General features: G+C 44.8%; 10 protein-coding genes and 1 pseudogene. 7 read left to right on the top strand and 4 right to left on the bottom strand.

Annotation, left to right across the window (positions count from 1 at the left end; all coding sequences use genetic code 11):
* Positions 1-136: 136 nt before the first annotated feature.
* Positions 137-307 (bottom strand): annotated as a pseudogene (locus tag ED312_RS24505) (helix-turn-helix domain-containing protein); the annotation flags it as partial.
* 385 nt (positions 308-692) lie between these two features.
* Between ED312_RS24505 and ED312_RS14365 the strand changes: the two are divergent.
* Both ED312_RS14365 and ED312_RS14360 read left to right on the top strand, forming a co-directional pair.
* Complete coding sequence (locus ED312_RS14365) at positions 693-1421, top strand: RNA polymerase sigma factor (protein ID WP_170164524.1); 729 nt, start codon at positions 693-695, stop codon at positions 1419-1421.
* Between the two features lie 800 nt (positions 1422-2221).
* Positions 2222-2452, top strand: coding sequence for a hypothetical protein (locus tag ED312_RS14360; RefSeq protein WP_123216712.1), 231 nt, complete (start codon positions 2222-2224; stop codon positions 2450-2452).
* Between the two features lie 95 nt (positions 2453-2547).
* Here ED312_RS14360 and ED312_RS14355 read toward each other — a convergent pair whose 3' ends face one another.
* Positions 2548-3495 carry a helix-turn-helix domain-containing protein gene (locus tag ED312_RS14355; RefSeq protein WP_123216711.1) on the bottom strand — a complete coding sequence of 316 codons (948 nt, stop codon included), beginning with the start codon at positions 3493-3495 and terminating at the stop codon, positions 2548-2550.
* Positions 3496-3697: 202 nt separating this feature from the next.
* Positions 3698-4093 (bottom strand): DUF7793 family protein, encoded by a 396-nt coding sequence (locus ED312_RS14350; protein ID WP_123216710.1) that lies wholly within the window; start codon positions 4091-4093, stop codon positions 3698-3700.
* Between the two features lie 901 nt (positions 4094-4994).
* On the opposite strand from ED312_RS14350, the gene ED312_RS14345 reads away from it, so the two are divergent.
* Positions 4995-5255, top strand: a complete 261-nt coding sequence (locus ED312_RS14345; protein WP_148044299.1) for a hypothetical protein — start codon at positions 4995-4997, stop codon at positions 5253-5255.
* Between the two features lie 29 nt (positions 5256-5284).
* Here the strand turns inward: ED312_RS14345 and ED312_RS14340 are convergent, their stop codons facing one another.
* Positions 5285-6019, bottom strand: coding sequence for a LexA family transcriptional regulator (locus tag ED312_RS14340; protein WP_123216708.1), 735 nt, complete (start codon positions 6017-6019; stop codon positions 5285-5287).
* Between the two features lie 433 nt (positions 6020-6452).
* Here ED312_RS14340 and ED312_RS14335 point away from each other — a divergent pair, with 433 nt between their 5' ends.
* From ED312_RS14335 to ED312_RS14315, 4 genes are all read left to right on the top strand, one after another.
* Positions 6453-6698 (top strand): TM2 domain-containing protein, encoded by a 246-nt coding sequence (locus ED312_RS14335; protein WP_123216707.1) that lies wholly within the window; start codon positions 6453-6455, stop codon positions 6696-6698.
* A gap of 945 nt (positions 6699-7643) precedes the next feature.
* Entirely contained in the window at positions 7644-9857 is a 2214-nt protein-coding gene (locus tag ED312_RS14325; RefSeq protein WP_170164523.1) for a T9SS type B sorting domain-containing protein, read from the top strand.
* Between the two features lie 4 nt (positions 9858-9861).
* Entirely contained in the window at positions 9862-12150 is a 2289-nt protein-coding gene (locus tag ED312_RS14320) for a PorP/SprF family type IX secretion system membrane protein (RefSeq protein WP_123216704.1), read from the top strand.
* Positions 12151-12307: 157 nt separating this feature from the next.
* On the top strand, positions 12308-23617 hold the full coding sequence (locus ED312_RS14315; RefSeq protein WP_123216703.1) for a T9SS type B sorting domain-containing protein: 11310 nt from the start codon (positions 12308-12310) through the stop codon (positions 23615-23617).
* Positions 23618-23715: the final 98 nt, after the last annotated feature.

The raw sequence follows: 23715 nt of genomic DNA, 5'->3' as shown, positions 1-23715 counted from the left end.
GGAGGGCCGAATTTGCCTGTTTCAACGCTTCGATCTGCCCTTCCATGGCACTGATCCTTTCCTGTAGTATGTAGGCGCTACTTTCTTCATGTACCGGGTGAGCACTGTTGTCGTCCTCTTTCAGCATAGGCCCTTCTCCCGTTAACAACCAGGAAGAGCTCAATTCATTGCATTTTGTGTAAATAAGTACCGCGTCAAAAGAATTTCGCTTTCTCCAGTTGGACAAAACCTGGGGCTTTATTCCTAAATGCTTTGCCAGGTCAATATCCCTTTTAAAAAGATAATGATATTTTATTTGATCGAGCATCAGAGATCTATCCATCTAAATATAAACATTTGGTGTAAAAAATATTATTAAAAATTTTTAATTAAACGGAATGTTTTTATATTTGTTATGCCTTACCGGGAAAAATAACATTTTTAAGAACCGGAAGAGTAAAACGTAAATATACGAAATGAAATACATCTGTACCTCAAAATAAAGAATAGGTTCATGCAGTTATGTTTAAGGGACAGGGAAAGACTATTTATATTTTGGGGCATATTATTCCTTTTTCATATTGTATGTAGATGTTAGTTTTCAGATTATTTATGATATGCGGATTCTCCTGATGGTCTCCTTTGTGACCGTTCAAGGCCATTTTCTGAGAATGTTATCGGTATACCGGTAATAGATGAACCTATCCCGATCGATGGTGTCAATACCCCGAATGCGTATTCCCCGTATCGGGCAGTACCACAGGGATAACACGGAAACCTGGATTTCGTGGAGGAATTATGCCGTTAACAGGCGGTATGAAAGTCTATCATTTAAAAAAAGAAGAGAAGTGAATAATTCCAATTCGCCGAAAGTAGACATTAAACTGGTAAGGGCTCTGAAAGAAGGGGACGAAACTGCATTCGAAACTATTTTTAATCTGTTACGTGAAAGGCTTTATTATTTTGTATTTTCTTATACAAAGTCCGAATACATAGCCGATGAGATCGTGCAGGAAGTGTTTATCCGCGTATGGCAGAAGAGAGAAACTATAAAACCTTTAACTTTTACTACGTTCCTGTTTACAATTGCCAAAAATCTTACATTTAACCATTTACGGGATACCCTTCGCAGAGAAGCGGCTAAAGAAGAGTTGTGGAAGAACATTAGTTCCCATTACGAGCAAATAGAAACGAAAATACGTCTTGCGGAGTACAGAAGTATAGTGAACAATATTGTGGATACCCTGTCCCACCAGAAAAAAATAATTTATCATTTGTCCAGGGAAGAAGGGAAAACAAATACGGAGATAGCCGAAATTCTGGGAATAACCCCGAAAACAGTTAAAAACCATCTTTGGAAAATAATGGAAATTATCAGAACACATTTGCGGCCTCATTTGGAGAGTACCCTGTGGCTTCTTATAACCCTATTATCAGTCTGATATTAATACTATCCTCTAAAGCCGTAAGAAGATAAATTATGCGGTACTTTTGAATAAGAAGATTATTTTGAATTTAGCCCGGAAGTTATAAAGCACACAAAAGTGTTCTTCATAATACATTTTATTGTTACAATGGGATGGATAAAAGCCGACTACATATGATATCTTTCTGCCTAAGGCATAATTACCTCACTACCCGAATCTTCCGGTTAGAATAGCAGGCATTAGCACTGTCCGTCTGACGGTGCTTGGATATCGCTAAATACCACCTTACATCTACATGAAAATCTTTTATAACACTGCTGCCGATTGCTTCAACTTTCTAATTATATTCACTCTGGCCAAAGACCGAAATATCCGAAGCCTAAGAGAAATATAACCCATCCTGCTAGGACCCTAAGTCAATACCGGTGTATAAAGTATGGACACAAGTACAAAAATCTCGAACAGCACAATAAGGCTATTATTATTTGTTCTCTAAAGATTTGAATTAGCATGAGGTTTATCTGTGTCCGAACGGGATCCTGTAAAAGGCTTCCGTTTTTTCTTTTCAGTAATGTCTTTATTCCCGCTGTCCTCAGTACCAAAGCAAAACAATGCTGCTTTACAGATATTACCTCGTGAATTTATTCCAAACATTCAATATTCAAAACCTTGTCAATAAATCTCTTATGGAGTGGTGTCCATTTTTTTTGACCCTACCATAGGACACTTCTCTTTTTCCGGTGTATTAATTATAGACTACTTAATCTTAAATAGCTAGTCTTTTTTATACGTTAGCAACTAAACTGAAAGTTCATATGGAAAATAAACAACAACTCAGGTTACTCCTGCAAAGGCTTCAGAATGATACCCTAACGCGGGATGAGCTTAAAATTTTGAGAGATATTCTGGATCGCCATGGAAATGAAGATGAGATTACAGAAATCCTGCAAGAGTACTGGAAGCAGGAGCATACCAGAAAATTAAACGGTCATTATGATAAATGGTCTTTAGGTGGAAAATATTTTTACATTCTTCATAAGAATTGAAGCCCTATTTTTTCTACGCTATAGTTCTTTGAAATCTCGGAATAGGAATTGAAACAGAGGATATCTCCCGGCATCAGTAGATGTAGGGTATGTTATCATTTATTGAGAAAATGTTTACGAAGGGTGCTTGGGCTGCATCCGTATTTCTCCTTGAAGACTCTCGAGAAATGAGGAGCTGTTTTAAAACCGGACATTTCCGCAATGACCTTTAATGGTAGCTTTGAGTGTTGTACAAGCAGACTGGCTTTTCGCAGCCTTTCATCCTGAACAAAACGGAAAATGGTGGTACCGTAAAGCTGCTTAAAGCCATATTTGAGTTTAAACTCATTAGTGCCCAAGGTATGTGCCAGGTCCTTTAAAGAAAAATTAATGTCCTTAAGATGCTTCGTTAGGTAATCTTTGGCTTTTGCTATTTTGGCAACATCTGCTTGGGTGAGAAGAATGCGAAGGTTATTTTCACCGGAATTGTGCTGATCGTTGACCTTCCGGTGTAATTCACGGATCTCTTCTGCACTCTGTAATACGGTTTCTATGGAGGTGACCAGTACAGATGCCCGGCCGTCAGAATAGGAGAGGTTAGATACTGAACATACAGTCGGAACAATAAAAAATTCCTTTGCTTTGAAATGAAGTTCTACGGTGTGGTTGTAATATTCTTCTCCGGAAATGAATTCCAGCAAATCCCTCCAAACGGGCGTGGATTCTTCGGTAAGAAAGTCAGTTATCGGTTTTCCTTGTATTTCCTCAGGTGAAAACAACAACATTTCAGAAACCATCGGGTTAAAGTTCCGAATGATGAAATCATCATCCAGAACAAAGGTCATTTGGGCAATATACTTGTAAGATTCCTGTAAATTAATATAGTTGTTATGCCGCATGGATTCTTCCAGTTCTTCAGTCATCATATTGGCCAGAACAACCAAAGCTTCCAGTTCGTCATTGTATTCTGACCTTTCGATTCTGTAAGAAAAGTTTCCTCTGGCCACTTCTATGAGCATCCGATTGATACTTTTTATACGCTTTTTGTTGTGTTCGCTATTCATTTTTGTGGGATGTATTATTAGGTTGTGGAAAGTATGGTTGATGTCAATAAATAACAAAATGGAATGAAATCGTGTGCGAGATAAGAAAAATTACCCGCAATGAGGCCAGGGACAGAACTTTTTCCATTAGGGTGATGAGGATGCTAAAATACATACTATAAGTGATTTATCCAATATAGTTATTATGGAACCTATGGGTGGTTTACAGAAAAGGCTCCGGGGACCGGAGAGCCTTATCAGAATCCTTCAGGACTTTAGCCGTAATACATGATTTGCTCATTTTGAAATACAAATCCGGTATGGCACGGCTAGCAGGAGGGGGTGCCGGTATAGAAACGGTCTGTGTCAATACAAAATCCGCTTTGGCAGGATAATCTCTTGCTACTTTATTTAGGTTCTGAATACTCCGGATATCGCCAAATACAGGATAGTTCTTTTCCTTTTGAAAAATTAGCCTGTCTGCCACGACTTTTTTAGCAGCATGAAGATCAATATCCCATTTGGAAATGAAAAAAAGGTTATGCTGATCTATCCGTGATCGGGCATAACTGTTCTCGATATTGAGCATGGTTGGATTGAAATCTTTAAAATATAACATTTCTGCGGGGTGTAAGAATTGGTAATTTAATTTTTTCAAATGTATTTAATTCCCTTTTGGGTTGAGACTATACTAACGTTCATCATCCGTATTGCGCTTATCTGAGAGGGATTTTTTCTTATCTGAGAGGGATTATTTTCAAATATCATATAAAATCGATATGGTAAATCGATTATAATTTGCAAATTGTAATACGGATTAAACGGGTGCTCGCCACTTTTTTATTTACACTCTACAGAAAGACGATGTGTTGCACAGGCATCGGAAGTTCTTGAAAATTGTATAATAAGGAAAGAATGCCATATAGTATTACTATCTTCCCTTCCAGAAAATATTTTGCCGGAAAGTAGTGCTCTGTGAAAGGTATTCCGATGTGAATTTTAAGAAAAGACCGCCCGGGGGTGAGATGGAACAGTATTACCGTGTTTTTTGAAAAATATCAGAACAACAACATAGCATTCATTACTTTTTCTTTTCCGGAAAAGTTATTTATATGATATACAGGGAGTCTGTTTTGGGAATTTACGGAGCTTTCGCTTAAAAAGGAATATGATAAAAGAAAAGAACATGTACCTTTGAGTTGTAATATTTAGTTATAAGAACGGAACAGACCTATGTCCCGGTCTTTATGGAGATGAACAACAAGTATGCCGGGAAATAGAGCTGTACAGGCGAATAATTTATCAGGAAGTGATAATGGTCGGAAATCTGGGTTTTCTTATAGGATGAATTTCGGAATGACAGCTTCTTTCGAAAAGAAAAAAGTACGAGCGATGATGATATCAAAAATGGCATATTTCCGGGCAAAGGATAAATTTTAGACGGAACTGGTGGAAACTCTACGCGAGAAACAGAACGTAAAGAATGGGTACGAAGACATATAGTTGTTAAATCAAAGAAAATGAATCGACATAGAGCCTTGATAGAAGTTTTACTTGAAAAATTCCGCGAGAATGCGCTTACCCGCGAAGAATTTGAGCAACTTGCGAAAATAATGAATGACCCGGATCTGGAAGGGGAAGTAAAATATTGGATGGAAGAGCACTGGGAAGATATGGACCCGCCTGGCGATCGATCCCCCTCGGAAAATGTAAAAAGTAAGGAGCAGTTCGATGAACTCCGGAAAAAGCTGGAGGACAGGGAACGGGATTCGAAGATATGAACAGACTTTTTAAAGACCTCTTTATATCTTTATACGTGTGAATTTCCTTTTTTGGCTTTACCTATGAGGTCGAGGAAAAAAACCGTTGTTACTTCCCATATTTCCGTAATCTCACTTGTGGTCATCTCCAATTCAAAAAAGGCATTTTCAGGTTCATTATCCCTGATGAGATGAATAATTTCCGGGTTTGAGGTATCTTTTCGCACCCGTGATATGTAGATGCCTTTTACAGAACTCACCAATACATAGATATTGCCGTTTATAAGGGCGGCGGTGTCCATATCGGTAAATTCTCCAACCACATAATCGCCTTCCTTTAGGACAGGGAGCATTGCAGAACTTACAACCTGGAAGGCCCGGATGTTATTGCCGGCGATAAAGGGAAAAGAGAACTTGGGCAAGGAGTCTATATATTCTTTTTTGCCCGACTCCGTTACATACCGGAAATAACTGTCTGCCGTAACTACACTGAAAGCATTTTTAGCTTTGCTTTCCCCGGCAGAAGAAGTTACCTGCTTTTGTTTGTCAAAGAATATTTTATCAATATCAATATTATATGTCTGGCATACCGATAATATCCGTGGATAATCTAACGTGTTTCTTTTTTTCCAGGTAGAGATAGTATTTGGTTTTACCTCTAATATATTTGATAATTCGGTATTGGTACGAACCTCCAAGTGTTCTTTAAGTCTGTCCAAAACTTCCGGTACTTCAAAGGGAGCATCTCCTCCTTCCGGAGTTTTGATCCGTGGTGTTTTTTTCATGGGGTAGTTTTTGAATTAATATATTTTGTCCGGCACGCAAGAGATATCCCTCTTTTATACCGTTATGTAAGTTTCGGACATTATGGTTTACCAGGAAGATTAAACAATACCAAATTTAATTATTTTTTAGCAAATCAAGGATAATATAATGAATTCTACGGCATATTTATGGAAATCATAATTAATTTTTACTAATGCCATTGCGCAATGCCCCGATCTACTCATGTATATTATAATCCCCCCGGAATTGCTTGTTGAAGAGCATTAGAACAAGTTCTAAGCCTGTTTCGAACTTGTTCTACTTCTGTTTTGCGCCAAAAATCATAATATGATCTAAATTCGCTTCGTCTTGTAAAATGCACCGGAATACTGTGAAAACAGGGGTTCTTCCCGACGGGGAGAAAGAGAAAATTCCGGGGAAACAGGAGAAAAAATGAAATTACAGAAAAGCAGAAGTAAAAGATTACTTGCCGGTGTACTGGCAATTCTTTTGGGAGCTTTTGGAGTACATAAATTTGTTTTAGGTTATATAAAGGAAGGAATTGTTCAATTGGTGTTTACCGTAATTACCTTCGGGTTCGGAGGTTTGATAAGTCTTGTAGAAGGTATACTTTATCTGGCTATGTCCGATGAAGAGTTTTACCGGACATATCAGAAGAGAAAAAGGAGCTGGTTTTGATTTTTTCGGAATTTCTTCTTTTTCGGAAATTGCTGCGTAAACAGCCGGATTTTCCGGGCTTAAAAATTGTGACGATTCTTTAGCCTTTCAGTCGGCCCCGGTTGGTTGTCGGAACATGGTTGTAGCGGTATTTCCCTTGTTCCGCAACTGTGGGGTTGATCGAAAAAAAACAAAAGACTGCCTTGCCAAGTATTGTTTCTGTTCTTCCTGTCGAAAGAAGGGTGGGTAAGAGCAAGGCAGGATGTGTTTGCCCCGGTTTTCCGGAACATGTAAACATGTCAAATTTGCCCGGCCCCTTCTTTAACATGTTCAGTGAACGTTAATTTTTTAAGTATTTTATGATCTTCCGGCGGTGGGTATCTGTGGTGTTGTGTGACCTGCCCCGGAGATCTTTCTAACGACTTTCCCGAATTGTGGTTATCCTTTTGTGAGTATTGTACAGACCTGTGTTCTGAAGCCAGGTGCCAAAGCTATGGGCCAATACCAGGCTGCTGAAAGGATTGTACCAGGGCGATCCCCGATACCACTGTTTCTCAACCTTTGAAGCTGCCTGGCTTTTGAGGGGATACGGAATTCCGGGACTTGTAGATCAATGTATTTTCGGGTGTTTTAGAATAAGTTCTACAAAAAATCTAGAATAAGTTCTACACCGTGTTAGAAATAATTCTATATGGATTCCGGGGTAAACTTCGGGGGCTAACAATACTTTTACATCTGCAGAAAACAACATGTTTCGTCAGTTGTATTTTGTAGTAATAAGGGTTAATCAAGTTGTTGGTAGCTTGCCCCGGTAGGTTCTTGTGTTGCTTTGGTTTACAGGTATGAATTTTCCAGACATAATAGGCCTACCGGGTTTTTTCTCTTATTGAATCTGCAGACGGAGCGTATGATTTTGTTTACAGAAATGTGACAATATGTTCTGTCTTCTAAACCCCAGCAATGCCTATGGATAAAAAATTACCACGCCTTGTCAAAAAATACACACTGTTTTTGTTGCTCTTCGGGATGAAGAGCGGGGTTTTATATGCACAAATATTAAACAAACCTGTTCCGGATTTTGAAAATCCTTGTGCTTCGGAAGGTTTTAATACATACCAGGTAGCTTTTAGCTGGATTCCTACAGGCGCTTTCGGAGCGGATAATGAATTTATACTGGAGTTGTCCGGTCCCGAAGGAAGTTTTAGTAACCGTACGGAACTGTCCAGGGTGGGGGATCAGAACAATTCATCTTCTTCTTCCTTTAACTTTCAATTTAATTTTCCTGTTACCACGGCCGGCGATAATTATCGTTTGCGGGTTCGTAGTACCAGTCCGGAAAATGTGAGTGCCGAAAGCAATGCTTTCAGTGCGTATTACCGGAGGGTGAACCAGCAACTGACCATAAACGAGATCAACGGAACTGTTGTCGGTACCGTTGCATTGTGTCCGGGAGGTTCTTATGAATTGTCCGTGGCGAATTACCCGGATGAAGCCTCCTATATATGGTACCGGAACGGAATGGTTGTTTCCGGTGAAACCGGGCCTTCGATTACCATTTCGCAGGCTGGTAAATACCAGGCTGAGGTTAATTACGGTCAATATTGTTCTTCGGATACCTCTTCTAACGAAGTTACCGTAACCATTGGGGGAAGTATGCAGGTTTCTATTAATGACGGCCTTCCGGAATTGGATATATGTTCCGGCGACAATGCCGGATTAATGGCCGATGTAGACAATCCTTCGTATATCTATACCTGGTACAAGGATGGGGTACAGGTAGGGACTCCCAGTTATCAACCCGAACTTTTTTTAAATGGAAGCGATCCTTCCGGGGAATATTACCTGCGTTTGGAAAACCCGGGCGGATGTACGGCGCAGTCCAATAGTGTTCAGGTTTCCGCGCCGTCCGTTTCTGTGAGTACGGATGCCGACAGTAATGTTTTGCTTTTGCCGGGAGACAACATAACCATAAACGCTTCCACGAATGCTGGTAATCCGCAGTATACCTGGTATAAAGACAACGTGGTAATATCCGGTGAAACAACGGCTTCTCTGGTCGTTACGGCTCCGGGAGTATACAAGGTAAAAGTTGTACAGGGATCCGGTTGCTCTCTTGAGGCCTTCTCACCGGAAGTCAATGTATCTTATCCGCAGGAGTTTACCATACATATAGCGCATGATGTGGAATATAATCCTTGTGTCAATGCTTTTACTATTCTTAAACTCGATGGCATTTATGCTACTGCGGAGAATGGAACATCCGTAGATGTTTTGGACCAGTATAAAAATGAGTTTAACTACCAATGGTACCGCAATGGCAATTACCTGGACGGTAAGACCGGGACCTCCCTTACCATAGACCAACCTTCGGATAACGGGGCGTATACATTAAAAGCAACTTTCGGAGATGATATTATGGTTTCCGGTGAAATGGATATTAAGTTGAGATTACAGGAAACCGTTTCCATAGAAGCTTCCGACGATATTCTCTGCGGAGGATCGATAACCATAAATATAACAACCGGGACCGGAAATACAGACTATACCTATGCGTGGTATAAAGACGGGGAAAAAATATCCGAAAATACCACCGCATTGAATATCGAGGAAGAAGGCACGTACCGTCTAGGGGTTTCGGCTTACGGATGTACCGTATTTTCCAATGAACTGGTGATCCACCCTTTTGATGACTCGGTAATTGAGGTAGACGCCCCGGAAAGGATCATTATTCCGGAAGGCGCCACACGAACAGTAACAGCATCCGGCGGGGATTCCTATTCGTGGTTCCGTGCAGATAACGAACTTATATCAGACAGCGATTCCGTAGAAGTGAGTACGGAAGGGGATTTGGTACTCCTCGCTTATATCGGCAATTGTGAGGTGGTCCGGAACTTTACGGTGGAATTCCAGGATAGTTATATCATACCCAATGTGGTAAGCCCTAATAATGACGGAATAAATGATTATTGGGTATTGCCGAATATCTATGCCTTTAATCCGGAGGTAGAAGTAACCATATTCAGTCCCAACGGAAGCATATTGTTAAAAACTACGGAATATCAGAACAACTGGCCCGAATCTACCATGACCTACGCTTTCAATAAACCTGTTTTTTTCTACAGGATAGTGAAAGGTGGCGAGGAGGTGGTTCGTCAGGGGACCATAACGCTAATACGCTGAGAATATGCTGCAAAAACTACCCCCAATATTTTTAGTGTTATTGTTTTCTCTTTACGGTTTTGGCCAGGAGGGCGGGCAGGCCGGTCCTGTACTTTCTTTCGATGTACCTTCTCAAAACCTTCTGAGGTATAACCGCTATCTCGTACACCCGGCCTTCTCGACTCTCGGTCCTGTGAATACATATATAAGCTTTCACCATAGAAATCAATGGGCGGATTACGATAATTCTTTTGAAGTGTCGATGGGAAGTTTTTCCGGAAAAATAAACGAAAGGACCGGTTTTGCTATCGGGCTGTTTCAACAGAAATACGGGGTCCTGAGCAATTTTGGTGTGATGGCCAATTACGCCTATGGCGTGCAAATAGCCGATAACGGTGTCCTCGCTCTGGGGGTCAATATGGTATACTATCGCAGCGGTATAAACTGGGGAAGTGTTTTTATTTCCGACCCGGGCGATCCGGCATTACAAAATACCGAAAACAATTCTTTAATAGCCTTTCACCCGGGGCTTAACCTAACCCTAGGAAGTTTTAACATGGGGATATATGCCGAAAACCTGGTCAATTTCAACCTGACCGACTATAAGTCATATATATACGGTAATTCCGGAAAGATTCTTTGGGGGCATGTGATGTACACCCTTAAGATGGAGATGCTGGAAGGAAGTTTTGAAGACGGCGAAATGACTACCATGATAAGAGCGCGGAAGGCCGGAGAAGATTTTTATCCCTCTGCCAGTCTCATGCTTAATTTCCCTAAAATTGGCTGGCTCCAGGTAGGGTATGATGATTTTTACGGGGCTGCAGCCGGTATAGGTTTTAACCTGACCCGCCATTTGTCATTGGGATACACGATAGAAAAAGGGCTCAGTGAGGTAATTACCAATTTTGGTACAACGCATGAGTTCGGGCTGGCGTATACCTTTACTCCTGCAGATAACACGCCCCGATATTATAGCTCCGGAAGAAGAAAACGCCCTGTAACCACACCGCGCCCGAAACTTACCCCCGAACCGGAACAGGGTGGGGCGGTAGTCCCAACAAGAGGTGAAAAGAATGAAGTTACTGTAAATGAGTCTATTGAAAAGGCTGCAATATCTCCGGAAGGAGTACCTGCAACCGGGGACGGTAAAAAAGCAGGGGAAGAAAAAGCCGAAGAAGAAAAGAAACAGGGGCAAAGTGCCCCCGGGCTTCAGAAACTGGGAGATACCCGTCTTACTGCGGAACGAAGGAAACAAATGCAGGATTCCATAGTGCGGGTGCAAAAACGCACTGCACTGGGACGCCAGCTACTGGGAAATACACATCTTACTGCCGAGCGAATGCAGGAAATACAGGATTCCATAGACCGTGCCGGAAAGCGGGAAGAAAAACAATTGGGGCTGGCTTCGCAAGAGACGGATGAAGAACCGGGCGTAACAGTGGCTGAAGAAAAAAGTGTCCCGGTAGTACAGGAGCAGGCCCCGGATATAGACGACCTGCTGTTCGAAGCTGCTGCAAAACAGGAGAACATTCGTACCCAGACAGCAACCTTAATGGATGTGGAAGATGGCTACTACATCATAGCCAATGTATTTAAAAACGAAGCCAATCTGCAGAAATACATCCAAACCCTTAAAGACAAGGGATGGAAGGCAGGCCATTTTAAAAATCCGGCCAATGATCTCAATTATGTATTTGTGAAGAAATACGATTCCTGGGAAGAGGCTATAAACCGGCGGAAGCAACATGCCAGGGAACTGAACAACAGTGGCGTGTGGGTATTCCGGGTGAAAAATGCCAACACCCAACTGGCCAGACTGGAGAGCCAGCTGAAACTGGAAGCCGATTTACTGGCCGAAAAAGTGCCCCAAACGCGGGACAGTGTCCTGAGAAGGAAGAATGCCCGGGGCTTGCCGCTTGCCGTGGGAGAGATAAAATCCGGAGTGAAAAATACCTATATCCCCGTAGATATTATCGAATCCGTACCGGTTTTCCCGGATTGTGAAAATCTAAGGAATAATGAAGAACGAAAAGCCTGTCTTGCCAACGGTATAGACAAAATTATCCAGAGAAGGTTCCGGGCATCTGTTGCTACCGGCCTGGGACTGTCCGGAATACAGGGTATTTATGTTGAATTTAAGGTGGGAGCGGATGGAGAGGTATCGGTGCTTCGCATCCGGGCACCGCATAAAAGACTTGAGGATGAGGCCAGAAGAGTCATTGGCCATATCCCGAAAATGCAACCGGGAAGACAAGGTAATACCCCTGTGGATGTCATGTATTCAAAAGCAATAATTATAAAAATAGAGTAAAATATGAAGCCCCGAAATCTATTGGAGTCCGATACCTGTAACGGATATATCTGCATAAAGAAGAACTTTCCTGTATATGGTGCCGGTTAGAATAAAAACTCGTGGTTATACAGGTTTGGATGAAAAAACAACAGCAAAACTCAAATAATTCAAAAATATGATGAAGAATAGTACAGCTTTCAGGTCATTAGTCCTCGTTGTGTATGTGCTGTTTGCCCCGATCATTGCCATGCAAGCCCAGGTTTATGAACCCTTTGGCGTGCGCTATGAACAAAGGGTAAGGGGAAACATGACTATGATCTCCAACAATATCCTGAACAGGAATGATGGTCCGAACCAAGGACCGAACGATCCTTATAATTATGATGGATCACGGTGGTGGGGTTGGGGAGATGATGAGTATAATGACCGTTATAACATGGAGTACATTAATGTAGATAACGGTCGTCCCGGTATATTCAGTTCCAGTAATGCCAGTCTCACAATAGCAGATAGTCAGGGATGTTATGAAATTGTATATGCAGCTTTGTATTGGTCTGGTACTTACCCCTATAATAGTAAAACCGATAATGATAGGGAGGATATTCGTGAGGTGAAATTAAAGTTACCGGGAGAAAATACCTATATCGATATTACCGGGGAAGTGGTATATGACGGGCTGGGCGATAGCGATAATGCCCCCTATGCCTGTTATGCCGACATCACTGGATATATAATGGACTTGGACAATGCCGAGGGAGAATATACAGTGGCGAATGTACGTGCATCGGAAGGAAATTATGGGTCATCAACCGATCCTTATTTTACCGGGGGAAGTTCGGCAGGCTGGACTATTTTTTTGGTTTATAAAGACCGTGCCTTACCCGCTAGGTTTATTACTTCTTTTGATGGTTTTGCGGCGATAACACAGGCAGGACAATCCAGTGTAGATGTGCCGGTCAGTGGTTTTCGGACCAATCCTACCGGGCCGGTAAGGGCCAATTTAATGACCTTGGCATTGGAAGGTGACAGGGGCATATCAAGGGATCACTTTTTACTCGATGCAGGGAGTAATAATAATTTTCAGAATGTTTCGGATGGTCACAATCCTCCCGACAACTTTTTTAACAGCAGGATATCCGTAAATAACGTGGAATTTATGGACAGGGTACCGGCCAGCAGGAATACACTGGGGTACGATGCCACTATTGTGGATATTACCGGTATGCTGGATAATAACGAAACCCAGGCCACTATGAGGTTTGATACCAGCGGGGATTCTTACTATCCTTTTTTCAGCGCCTTCAGCGCCGAGGTAGTCATGCCCGATATCCGCCTGGTGAAGAAAATCCAGGACCCTGCCGGGAACGATATTGCCGATCAGGAAGTGGCCCTGGGCGAAACTTTGATATACCGTATAGAATTTAAAAATATAGGAAATGACGATGCGGAGAATTTTACCATCCGCGACCAACTTCCCCTGAATGCCCGGGCCAATGTCGAAATTTCTGCTATTAACGAAAGAATTACGTGGACCCATGATACGGAAACCGGGGAAATAGTATTCAATGTCCCCGATGACATGGTGGAAGCCGGGGCAGCAACGGGCTGGGCGGAAATAAAAGTTAATGTGGCAACGGATTGCAGCAATTTTGCGGCAGCGTGCTCCCACATTATACGAAACCAGGCATATGCCACATACCGGGGAAAGGAAAGCGGGGAGGAGATCAATGAAGATCCCAGTCTTAGCGGTGTAAACAATTGTTATATAGGGGAACCGGTACCGGTAAATATCCTTGCCAGTACCGCTACCTGTACCTTCGAGCGGGAGGAAATTCTTTGTGAAGGGGAGCTTACCATTACTGCGGGAGGGGGATTCGAAACTTATACCTGGAGAAATGAGGCCGGGGATATTGTCGGGGATACACAGAGTATAACCGTAAATATCCCGGGGAGGTATACCGTGCATAAAGAAGTGCCGGGTGGTTCAACCTGTCCCGATCTCGATGAGGTCGTAGACGTGGTCCTCTTCGGGGAAACACAGGTAAATCCATTGCTGGCAGAAGCAGACGTGGTAGAGACCTGTACCGATGACGGTAGCAGCCTTCCCAAGTTTTTTCTTTGCGGGGTTAACGACAGGAGAGCTGTTAACGTATCCGTCACCGACGGAACTATCCGTTGGGAAAAATTAAATGAAAACGGCGCCTGCGGCCCTGCAGACAGGGATGCCGTATGTGCCAATAAGAATTCTGCATGTACCTGGGGTACTGTTGGGACGAATTCGGAATATACTGTCGGGCAAGATGGTAGCGGGCAGTATCGCCTGGTGATCTCTTACGAGGGCGGATGTTTTTCCCGTTTCTATTTTAACGTATACACGAACGACCTGGACCCAGCGGTTGTTACTTCAAACATAATTTGTGGCAACCCGGGTAATATAACCGTAGACGAGGTGCCGGCAGGCTACGAATACCGTTGGTTCCGGGACAATATCCTCATATACGACTGGGACGTGGAAGATAACAGTATAGAAGCTGCGGATACCGGCGTGTACAAAGTGGAGATAAGGCAAAGGGACGTACAAGATGGCTGTGTGTTTGTAGAAGATAATATTATAATTCAGAACAGGGAACTTACCGTAAACATAGAGGTAGATCCGGTTACCGCCTGTGATGTGCCGGGCCTGATCGATATCACGGTAGAAGATGTGGGGCCACAATATAATTATCTCATTACCAACCAGACACAAAGTGTTGAGTTGGCAAATTCAGGTCCGACTAGTAATACCAGGTATACATTTAAACCTACGGATGCGGCAACCTATCATATAGAAGTTACTGCCGAAGACGGAAGCTGTTTCTACGAAGAAGATGTTGTGGTGGCAAGGCTTGACCCGTTACAGCTTAGCGCAAATGCTACCGAATATATATCCTGTAACGGAACAGGAACGGTGGAACTGACCTCCGGTGGAGGCGGGGCCGTACACTGGTATGCCATATACCGGAAAGACGGTACGGCATTGAACCCGGATTATACTGATGATTTTCAGCAGAACGGCACTTTTGAAATAACCGAGGCCGGGGACTACCAGTTCATTGTAATGGATGAAGAAGGTTGTGCCGATTATGCCAACGTAACCGTAGAAGAGTACGCCCCGGTGGATTATGATATTCATACGGAAAATATTAGCTGTTACGGGGAAAGCGATGGCAGTATTGCCATAGATTATGCTCCCGGAGGCAATGTGATTTTTTCCTATTTACTGGAAGACGAGGCCGGTAACGATATTACGTCGGCTTATCAGGTTGGTGACAATTTTGAAAACCTGCCTCCGGGAAATTACAGGCTCACCGTGATCCAGACCCGTGGCAATAATGTTTGTACCGGGGCCCCGGAAGATATTACCATTACTCAACCCGATAGTCCGCTGACCGCAACTTCCGGTGTGAGTGAAACCGTGGAATGCGACCCCACTGCCGGCGGGCAAACGCGTATTGTCAATGCCGAAGGAGGAACTCCGCCGTATCAATATAGTTTTGACGGAGGGGTTACATATAATGGAAACAATACGGGATATCTCACTTCCGGTACTCACAATGTGAGCATAAAAGATGCCGGAGGTTGTGTATACGCTATGGTAGTGCAGGTACCCGAGCCATTGGATCCGCCTACCGCTACCGTGGATGTGGGGGATTATGATTGTGAAGGCAATGCCGAGGTGACCATAAACCTGGACGGGGAAAATGCAGATTACGATTACTGGTATGAAATAGATGGCGTATTGAACACTCCTGACAGTACATCCGCCGTATTTACGGGAATTACCCCCGGGAACCATACCATAAGGGTGAATTATGTGACCAAAAATCCGCCACAGGCCGGGGAGCTTATGGTAGAAACTTTTGGTACCGGGCCTACAGTACCTACCCCTTATATAAGTAGTGCATACTGCTTTGAGCCGCAGACCGGACAGGCTACTGCTTGTGATCCGAACGGTAATCCGCAGATCAACGACGGGGAATATGCCGTAACCGGTCGTATCGAACACCCATTCGGTACATGGATACAACCTGCGGACCACACCGGTCTGCCAAATGGCCGCATGCTGGTTATCAATGTAGGAGATGTTGTGGGTGAAGGAGGTATTATGTACAGAAAGCCGGTTCACGATGTGATACCTGACAGGGATGTTATAGTGTCGGTTTGGGGGATTAATCTCAATAGAAGCGGTTCTGCCGGTTTGGGAGATCCGAACCTTGTAATACAACTCCGGGATAATACCGATCAGGTTGTAGCGGAATACACCACTGCCGACATCCCCAAGGATGAAACCTGGCACCATTATGAAATTCCTTTAAACCCCGGCAACCGGACCGAGCTTGATATTGTAATACTCACCAATTCAACCGTGATACAGGGAAATGATCTCGCTCTCGATGATATTATTGCCTACCAGGTGCCCAGACAGTGCCCGGGGACGGTAGAACTACCGGTACAGATTGAGAGCGGTAGGGAATTTGATGTTAATATCACCAATGTGGCAGACCTTTATTGTCATGATGAGACGACGACCAATATTTCCTTCAACGTCAGGAACTTTAATACGGCAACCGGGTATGAATACAGCGTGGACGGAGGTGCCACGTGGAATACCCGTACTACATCTCCTGCCGTAGTAAATGTACCTGTGGATACAGATGCCCGGCAGGTTACTTTAATGGTACGTTATGCCGACGGCGAATGTGAAATGACATTTACCGAAGATGTAGATGTACCCGATGCTGTAGTGGTAGATATAACCGATGTTGTGGAAGCCACATGTACGGTGGGGGCCGGGATCACTGTGGAAGGCAGTGGCGGAGTACCCCCTTACCGTTTTTCTATTGACGGGGGTGCAACCTGGACAGAAGCGGGGACCACCGGACAGTTTCAGGATGTTGCCGCAGGCACCTATACCATCCGGGTAAGGGATAAGAACCATTGTACCGGTTCCCTTGAAGATATAATTATTGATGCCCCTGTGCCTTTAACTTTTACCGCTGAACCGGTAGCCTGTTATAACGGGGATAGTAACGGACAGATCGCCGTGGAAGTACAGAGTGGCAACGGAATGTACCAGTTCCAGATCAACGGGGGAGAATGGAGATCTCCCAATCCGCCTACCGCAGAAGGCTACTATTTTATGGAATTATCTGCCGGCACCTATTCCGTAAGGGTGAAAGACAGCGCCGGATGTATTGCCGATCCCGTTACGGTAGTCATCCATAATGAACTCATCGCCACGGTTACGGCGACAGATATAAATTGTGATCCCGGTACCATAGAGGTCAGTCCCGAAGGCGGCACCGGAAATTATGTATATGCCTATGTACCTGCAGGAAGTACTGTAACAGACGGAGATTTTTCCGCTACGGATATATTTGAAGTGAGCACGGGAAACCAGGGAGATTATGACATATATGTACGGGACAATAACGGTGGAGAAGGTTATTGCGAATACATGGAGACCGTAACCATAGCCCTGGTACCCGAATTGCTGATAGATGTTTCGGCGGAAGCTGCCCAATGTTATGGAGAAACAGGTACTGTAAATGTACAGATAACCTCCGTACAGGGGCTTTACCAGATTGACCTTCTCGACGATACCAACACCGTTGTGTCCTCTGTAACCGATATGGCCGGCACATCGCGATTGTTTACCAACCTGGAAGGAGGCGCTTATACCGTAAAAGTAAGGGACAGGTTCGGATGTGAGAAGGAAGAAAGTGTGGCTGTAGACGAACCCGAAGAGCTTACCGCAGACCTGGAAGCTGTTTTACCCGAAGATTGCGACAATACCGATCCGGATGAATACGGTGTGCGCTTTACCAATTATCCCGGTAACTATGACGGGCTTACCGTACAGTTCAGTGTGGACAACGGGGTGAACTGGAGCAGTGATCCCGAATTTACCGGGTACGTATCCGGGTCGGAATTGCTTATTTCCATGCGAACGTATGATGAAGCGACTTCCGAAGAAATATGCCGCGTGGATTTTGAAGACCCGTTTATTGTTCCGTATCCGCCGGTAAGCCTTGTCATTGATGCAAAAGCCGCAGCGGTGGGATGTGATTTCCAGGTTACCGTAGAAGGTGAAGGCGGTGTCCCTCCATATACATTTGCCGTTGTAGAAGGTAGCGGCGAAGCGCCGCCGCCGGGCAGTCCGGAATGGGTAAATGACGGAGGTGTTCCTCAACCCTCGGCCGAATATACATTCACCGGACTTTTGCCGGGACGAACCTATACCTTTCTGGTAAAAGACGCTACGGGTTGTGTGCGTGCAAATGATGTGGATATTTATGATGAATTTGATATAATCAATACGGAAATATCCTATGAAAGTACCCCCGCATGTTACCAGGAAGATAACGGGCAGATCACTTTTGATATAAATTATGAAGATGCCGGGGAGCATGAGGACCAGATGCGCTGGGAATTGAAACGTTCCGGTGATAACACGGTCGTACGCGATAGTAACGGGGTTATAGATTATACCAGCGTTCCCGTTACCGTGGAGATAGACAATTTGCCTCCCGGTGAATACTACCTGGAAGTGATCGAAGTAGATAATAGTGGCGTTGATGCCTGTAGCAGTGCCAGTAGGAATATAAGGATAGGTGAAGCCAACCAGATAAGGGTAAATCGTATAGAAAAACAGGATATAACCTGTAATACCCCGGGATTCGTACGGATTGTCGGAGCTACAGGAGGATGGGGAGGTTACACCTATACCCTGACCAGTCCCAATTTAAATGAAGATATCGTAAGTACGGACAATGTAGTGAATATCACTTATGATAAAGTAATAGACCCTTCCCTTCCCGTTGATGTAACCATAAGCATAGAAGATCAATACGGTTGTGCCCGGGATGTAGGGACGGAAGTACTGAATGCATCGCAGCCTCCGCAGATCAGTTCGGTGGATATAAAAGGTTGTTCCGCTCCTTTCTCCATAGAAATAGGAGCAACCGGGGGCTCCGGAACATATAGTTATTCCATAGATAACGGGATCGGTTTTGAGAATAACGGTGGTATCTTCCCCAATGTGACGGCCGGTATTTATGAAGTGATGGTCATAGATGAAAACGGCTGTATAGCCGGACCGGAAACCGTGGAGGTATACTCCTTGTTCGAAGCCACGGCCGAGGTATCCAAACTACTCGACTGTTCCGCAAGTCCAGATGCACAAATAACAATTACAGCTTCCGGAGGTTCCGGTAATTATTCCTATGCCATTGCCGGAGGTGTTACCGTACCCGAGGGAGACATGCCTGACAATCCGTTTACCCTTACCGTACCCGCTTCGGGCGAATACACCGTAACAGTATACGACAAAGGGCCGGACAATACCACTACGGATTACACAAAATGTGAAATAGAAAAGGCCATCACTGTCGAAGAACCTATACAACCCGGGTTTGTCGTAAGGGCTACCGATATCAGTTGTAACGGGGCAGATGACGGTACCATCCGGATCACCGCAATAAACAACGGGGCAGAACCACTTTCTTATACGCTCACTCCTATGCTCCCCGGCATCACCGTAATGCCCGGTGGCAACGGATTTGAGAATGTACCCGAAGGAAGCTATACCGTTACCGCTACAGGAGCAAATTCTTGTGAGACGGATAGTACCGGTATACTGATCCGGGAACCCGACCCGATTGTAATTCCGCCATCAGGTATTACACTTACACAATTCGGTTGCAGCCAGGGGAATAATACAGACGAAGCATCTGTTAGCATAGACCCTGCCACCATCACCGGGGGCTCCGGGACATATGTAACCTATGAATTCACAGACAGTGCCACTTCAACAATAGTGCAATCAGGGTCGTCACCACAATTGATATGGGCAGATCCTGCAGGCGGAGACTTCATAATTAATGTATATGATAGTGAAGGATGTATGGGAACAGCCAATCTAACCATAGATGCCTTTGACGAAATTATAGAAGCACATCTTATAGTAAACGATGAGGCCACCTGTACCAACGGGGAATCCGTATCGGTGCGGGCAACCCTGACGTCCGGGAATACCAATAAGATCGAATGGAGCCTCGATGACGAAGACGGTGATCCGGATAATAATACATGGCAGCCCTATGGTACCCAGATTACCGGTCTCGCCCCCGGGTCTTACATTTTTCTCGTAAGACACAGAGATACCGGATGTATAGTACCCGTGACCCATACGGTGGCCGAACCGGAAAGGTTTAAGGTCGTGGTAGATGTTTTGAATGATGTCACATGCCCGGGAAGCGAAACAGGAAGGATAACCATAGAAATAACCGAAACTTCCTATACCGGGGTATTCGAATGGGCAATATTCCATGCCAACGATGATACGACCGTGATTAAAAGCGGGGCACACAATGCGTCCAACGGCCCCACGCCGCCCATAAACCTCGAAGGCGGAAGCTATAACGTGGTAGTAAGAGAAATGGATTCTCCCGAATGTAGTAACACCATAGGCTTTGGTATATCCGAACCGATAGGAGGAGATATAGAAGAGGAAACCGAAGTTACGGTCACTCCCATTACCTGTGAGCGGACCGAAGGAAGTATATACATTCTTGCATCCGGCGGATGGGGTGGTTTCACTTATTACGTGGCCCCTACGTCCTCTCCCGCACCGTCCGAAAGCGACTTTACCACAACGAGAAATTATACGGGCTTAACGGCCAATGCCTACCAGGTATGGGTAAAAGATGCCGGAGGATGTATAGTACGGTTAGATGATGTTAACCTGTCCACCCCGACCCCGGTAACAGCCGATATAGCAGCTGTTCCGGGAACGGAATTGCAGTGTATAGGAGACGATAATGTACAAGTGGGCGTACAGAACGTTGCCGGCGGTTCCGGTAATTACGGATACAGGCTTAACCGCTATGCCGATGATGGTACGACCATAGTCAGTACCTCGGACCTGTCCGCAAACCCCGCTTTTACAAATTTGGGAGCAGGCATTTATTCCATTACCGTAGAAGACGAGTGGGGATGTATTTATACTACCAATACCATCACCATCACCGAACCGGCCCCCATTGTGGCCACACTGGAGATCGTTAGCGGTATAACCTGCGAAAATGATGCGGAGATACGCGCTTCCGCGACCGGCGGTACGGGAGGACCTTATATGTTCAGTGAAAACATAAATGGCCCTTATACTTCTGTGGATACCTTTACCAAGGAGCCGGGGACATATACGGTTTATGCCAGGGATGCTGACAATTGTGAACCGGTGCGAAGTAATGAAGTAACTATTGCAGAAATACAGGACATAGCAATAAACCTCGATCTTTCCTCGACAAGTGTAAACTGTTACGGAGACAATACCGGCGTAATAAGAGCATCGGCTACGGGAGGGCTAGGAAATTATGTGTATATACTTCTGGATGAAAACCAGGATGAGATCGCAGGGCAGCAAAATACTTCGGGAGTGTTTAACGGCCTTATAGCCGGGGACTATCATGTAAAAGTGGAGAGTAATGATTGTGAGAAGGTTTCCGGAATGATTTCGGTAACGGAACCGGATGAACTGGTCGTCGATCCGGACATTATCCATGTTTCCTGCTACGGTGGTTCCGACGGAAGGATTTCCCTGACCGCTACAGGAGGTACCGGAACAGTCAAATATGCTATTTCACCAAACCTCAGACAGTTCGATGAAACAGGCGAGTTCGACGGGCTGGCTGCAGGAGACTATACCGTAATAGCACAGGATGCCAACGGTTGTTTCAGGCAGTTCGAACTCTCGGTTACCCAACCGGATGAACTGGATGCTACCCTCTCATATACGGCGGAAATATGTAAGGACGACGGGGATGCGTCTATAGATGTACAGATTACCGGGGGAACAGCGCCATATGAGACAAGCCTGAATAACACCAGTGATTATCAGAGTGGCAGAGTACAGTTTGCAGGCCTTACCGGCGGGGAGACCTATGTGGTCTTCATAAAGGATGCCAATGGGTGTGAAACCTATGAAGTGATTTCCATACCGGAAGGTGTGGATATCGTTCCTACGGTAACTATAGCATACGGCTATTGCAGAAACAGTTCATTTACCAATGAAGTTGTTGTTAACATAGCCGACCCGGATGAAGTGACCAGGGTAACCTATTCCCTTGATGGAGGAGCCCCGCGGACCAATAACATTTTTGTGAACCTCGCACCCGGCCTCCATACGGTCGATGTACGGCATACCAACGGATGTATGAAAAGTGTGTCTTTTACCGTCGATCCGGTGACACCTTTGGACAGGGTAGAGGTTACCGCTACGACAGATGTGGATTGTTACGGGACGGAAACCGGTATGATAACCATACAGGCAACCGGGGGACATGGCAATATAGAATATGCCGTTGAGGGCATAGATGTATACCAGTCTTCCAACATATTCCGTGATCTGGGAGCAGGGACCTATACCATTATTGCCCGTGACGAAGCGGGGTGCACGGTAACAGCTAATGCAACCATAGCCGGACCGGCACAGCCGATAAACGTACAGGTTGTCGACCGGCAGGAAGAAATTTGCCAGGGAGATTCGGATGCCTATGTAGAGATACAGGTCTCGGGCGGAACCCCTCCATATGCTACCAGCCTGAACGGCCCCGGTAATTATGTAAACAACCGCTTTATGTTTACCGGGCTTTCCGGAGGCAGGACCCATGAGATTTATGTGAAAGATTCCGGGGGATGTGTGTTTGTAGCTCCCGTGATATTTGCCGGACCGGTGACCATAGATCCCCGGGCTGTTGTCAGCTATAGCTGTTCCGGGGCGTATTCGACCAATGAAGTGACTATCGGGGTCAACGAAAATGTGAAGGATAATGTTATGTACAGACTGGATGGTGCGGCAGGGCAGCTCGGGAATACTTTCCATAATCTTGCACCGGGATTACATACGGTAGAAGTAATACATGCCAATGGTTGTTCCCGAAATGTCTCCTTTACCGTGGATGATGTAGAACCGCTGGAATTACGATTGGAAGTAAACAACCTGAACCAGATTACGGCCATAGCATCCGGAGGTGCCGGGGGATACGAATACTATGTTGACGATATAAGCCTTAACGGCAAAAATACCTATTACATAAGCCACACTGCTGTTTATACGGTGCGTGTAGTCGATGCCAATGGCTGTGTGGCCATGACTTCCATAAGCATGGAATTCATAGACATAGAGATCCCCAATGTATTTACCCCTAACGGGGACGGATATGAAGACGCCTGGAAGATACGCAACTCCGAAGCATATCCGGATATGATAGTGATTATTTATGACCGTTACGGAAGGGAACTGGCCAAATTACCCCAGGGAGCCGGCTGGGACGGGATCTATAAAGGAAGATTGTTGCCTACCGGGGATTATTGGTATACACTGAAGCTCAACGGCGAAAATGATACCCGTGAGTTCATAGGACACTTTACCCTTTACAGGTAAACGGATATTGAAAAGCTGCCTGCTTACCGGAGATAACATGCCTTTTTGCGCAGTGTGGGCGAGTTGTTTCCGGGAGCGGGCGGGCTTAAAAGGAAACC

Source organism: Sinomicrobium pectinilyticum, assembly GCF_003725735.1.
Classification (GTDB): Bacteria; Bacteroidota; Bacteroidia; order Flavobacteriales; family Flavobacteriaceae; genus Sinomicrobium; species Sinomicrobium pectinilyticum.
Note: the sequence above shows the minus strand (reverse complement) of the source record. Positions and strands in the feature narration are given on the sequence as shown.

Coding starts and splice junctions, on each gene's coding strand:
- ED312_RS14365 (WP_170164524.1), top strand. CDS start 693: ATGGTGTCAATACCCCGAATGCGTATTCCCCGTATCGGGCAGTACCAC.
- ED312_RS14360 (WP_123216712.1), top strand. CDS start 2,222: ATGGAAAATAAACAACAACTCAGGTTACTCCTGCAAAGGCTTCAGAAT.
- ED312_RS14355 (WP_123216711.1), bottom strand. CDS start 3,495: ATGAATAGCGAACACAACAAAAAGCGTATAAAAAGTATCAATCGGATG.
- ED312_RS14350 (WP_123216710.1), bottom strand. CDS start 4,093: ATGTTATATTTTAAAGATTTCAATCCAACCATGCTCAATATCGAGAAC.
- ED312_RS14345 (WP_148044299.1), top strand. CDS start 4,995: ATGAATCGACATAGAGCCTTGATAGAAGTTTTACTTGAAAAATTCCGC.
- ED312_RS14340 (WP_123216708.1), bottom strand. CDS start 6,019: ATGAAAAAAACACCACGGATCAAAACTCCGGAAGGAGGAGATGCTCCC.
- ED312_RS14335 (WP_123216707.1), top strand. CDS start 6,453: ATGAAATTACAGAAAAGCAGAAGTAAAAGATTACTTGCCGGTGTACTG.
- ED312_RS14325 (WP_170164523.1), top strand. CDS start 7,644: ATGGATAAAAAATTACCACGCCTTGTCAAAAAATACACACTGTTTTTG.
- ED312_RS14320 (WP_123216704.1), top strand. CDS start 9,862: ATGCTGCAAAAACTACCCCCAATATTTTTAGTGTTATTGTTTTCTCTT.
- ED312_RS14315 (WP_123216703.1), top strand. CDS start 12,308: ATGATGAAGAATAGTACAGCTTTCAGGTCATTAGTCCTCGTTGTGTAT.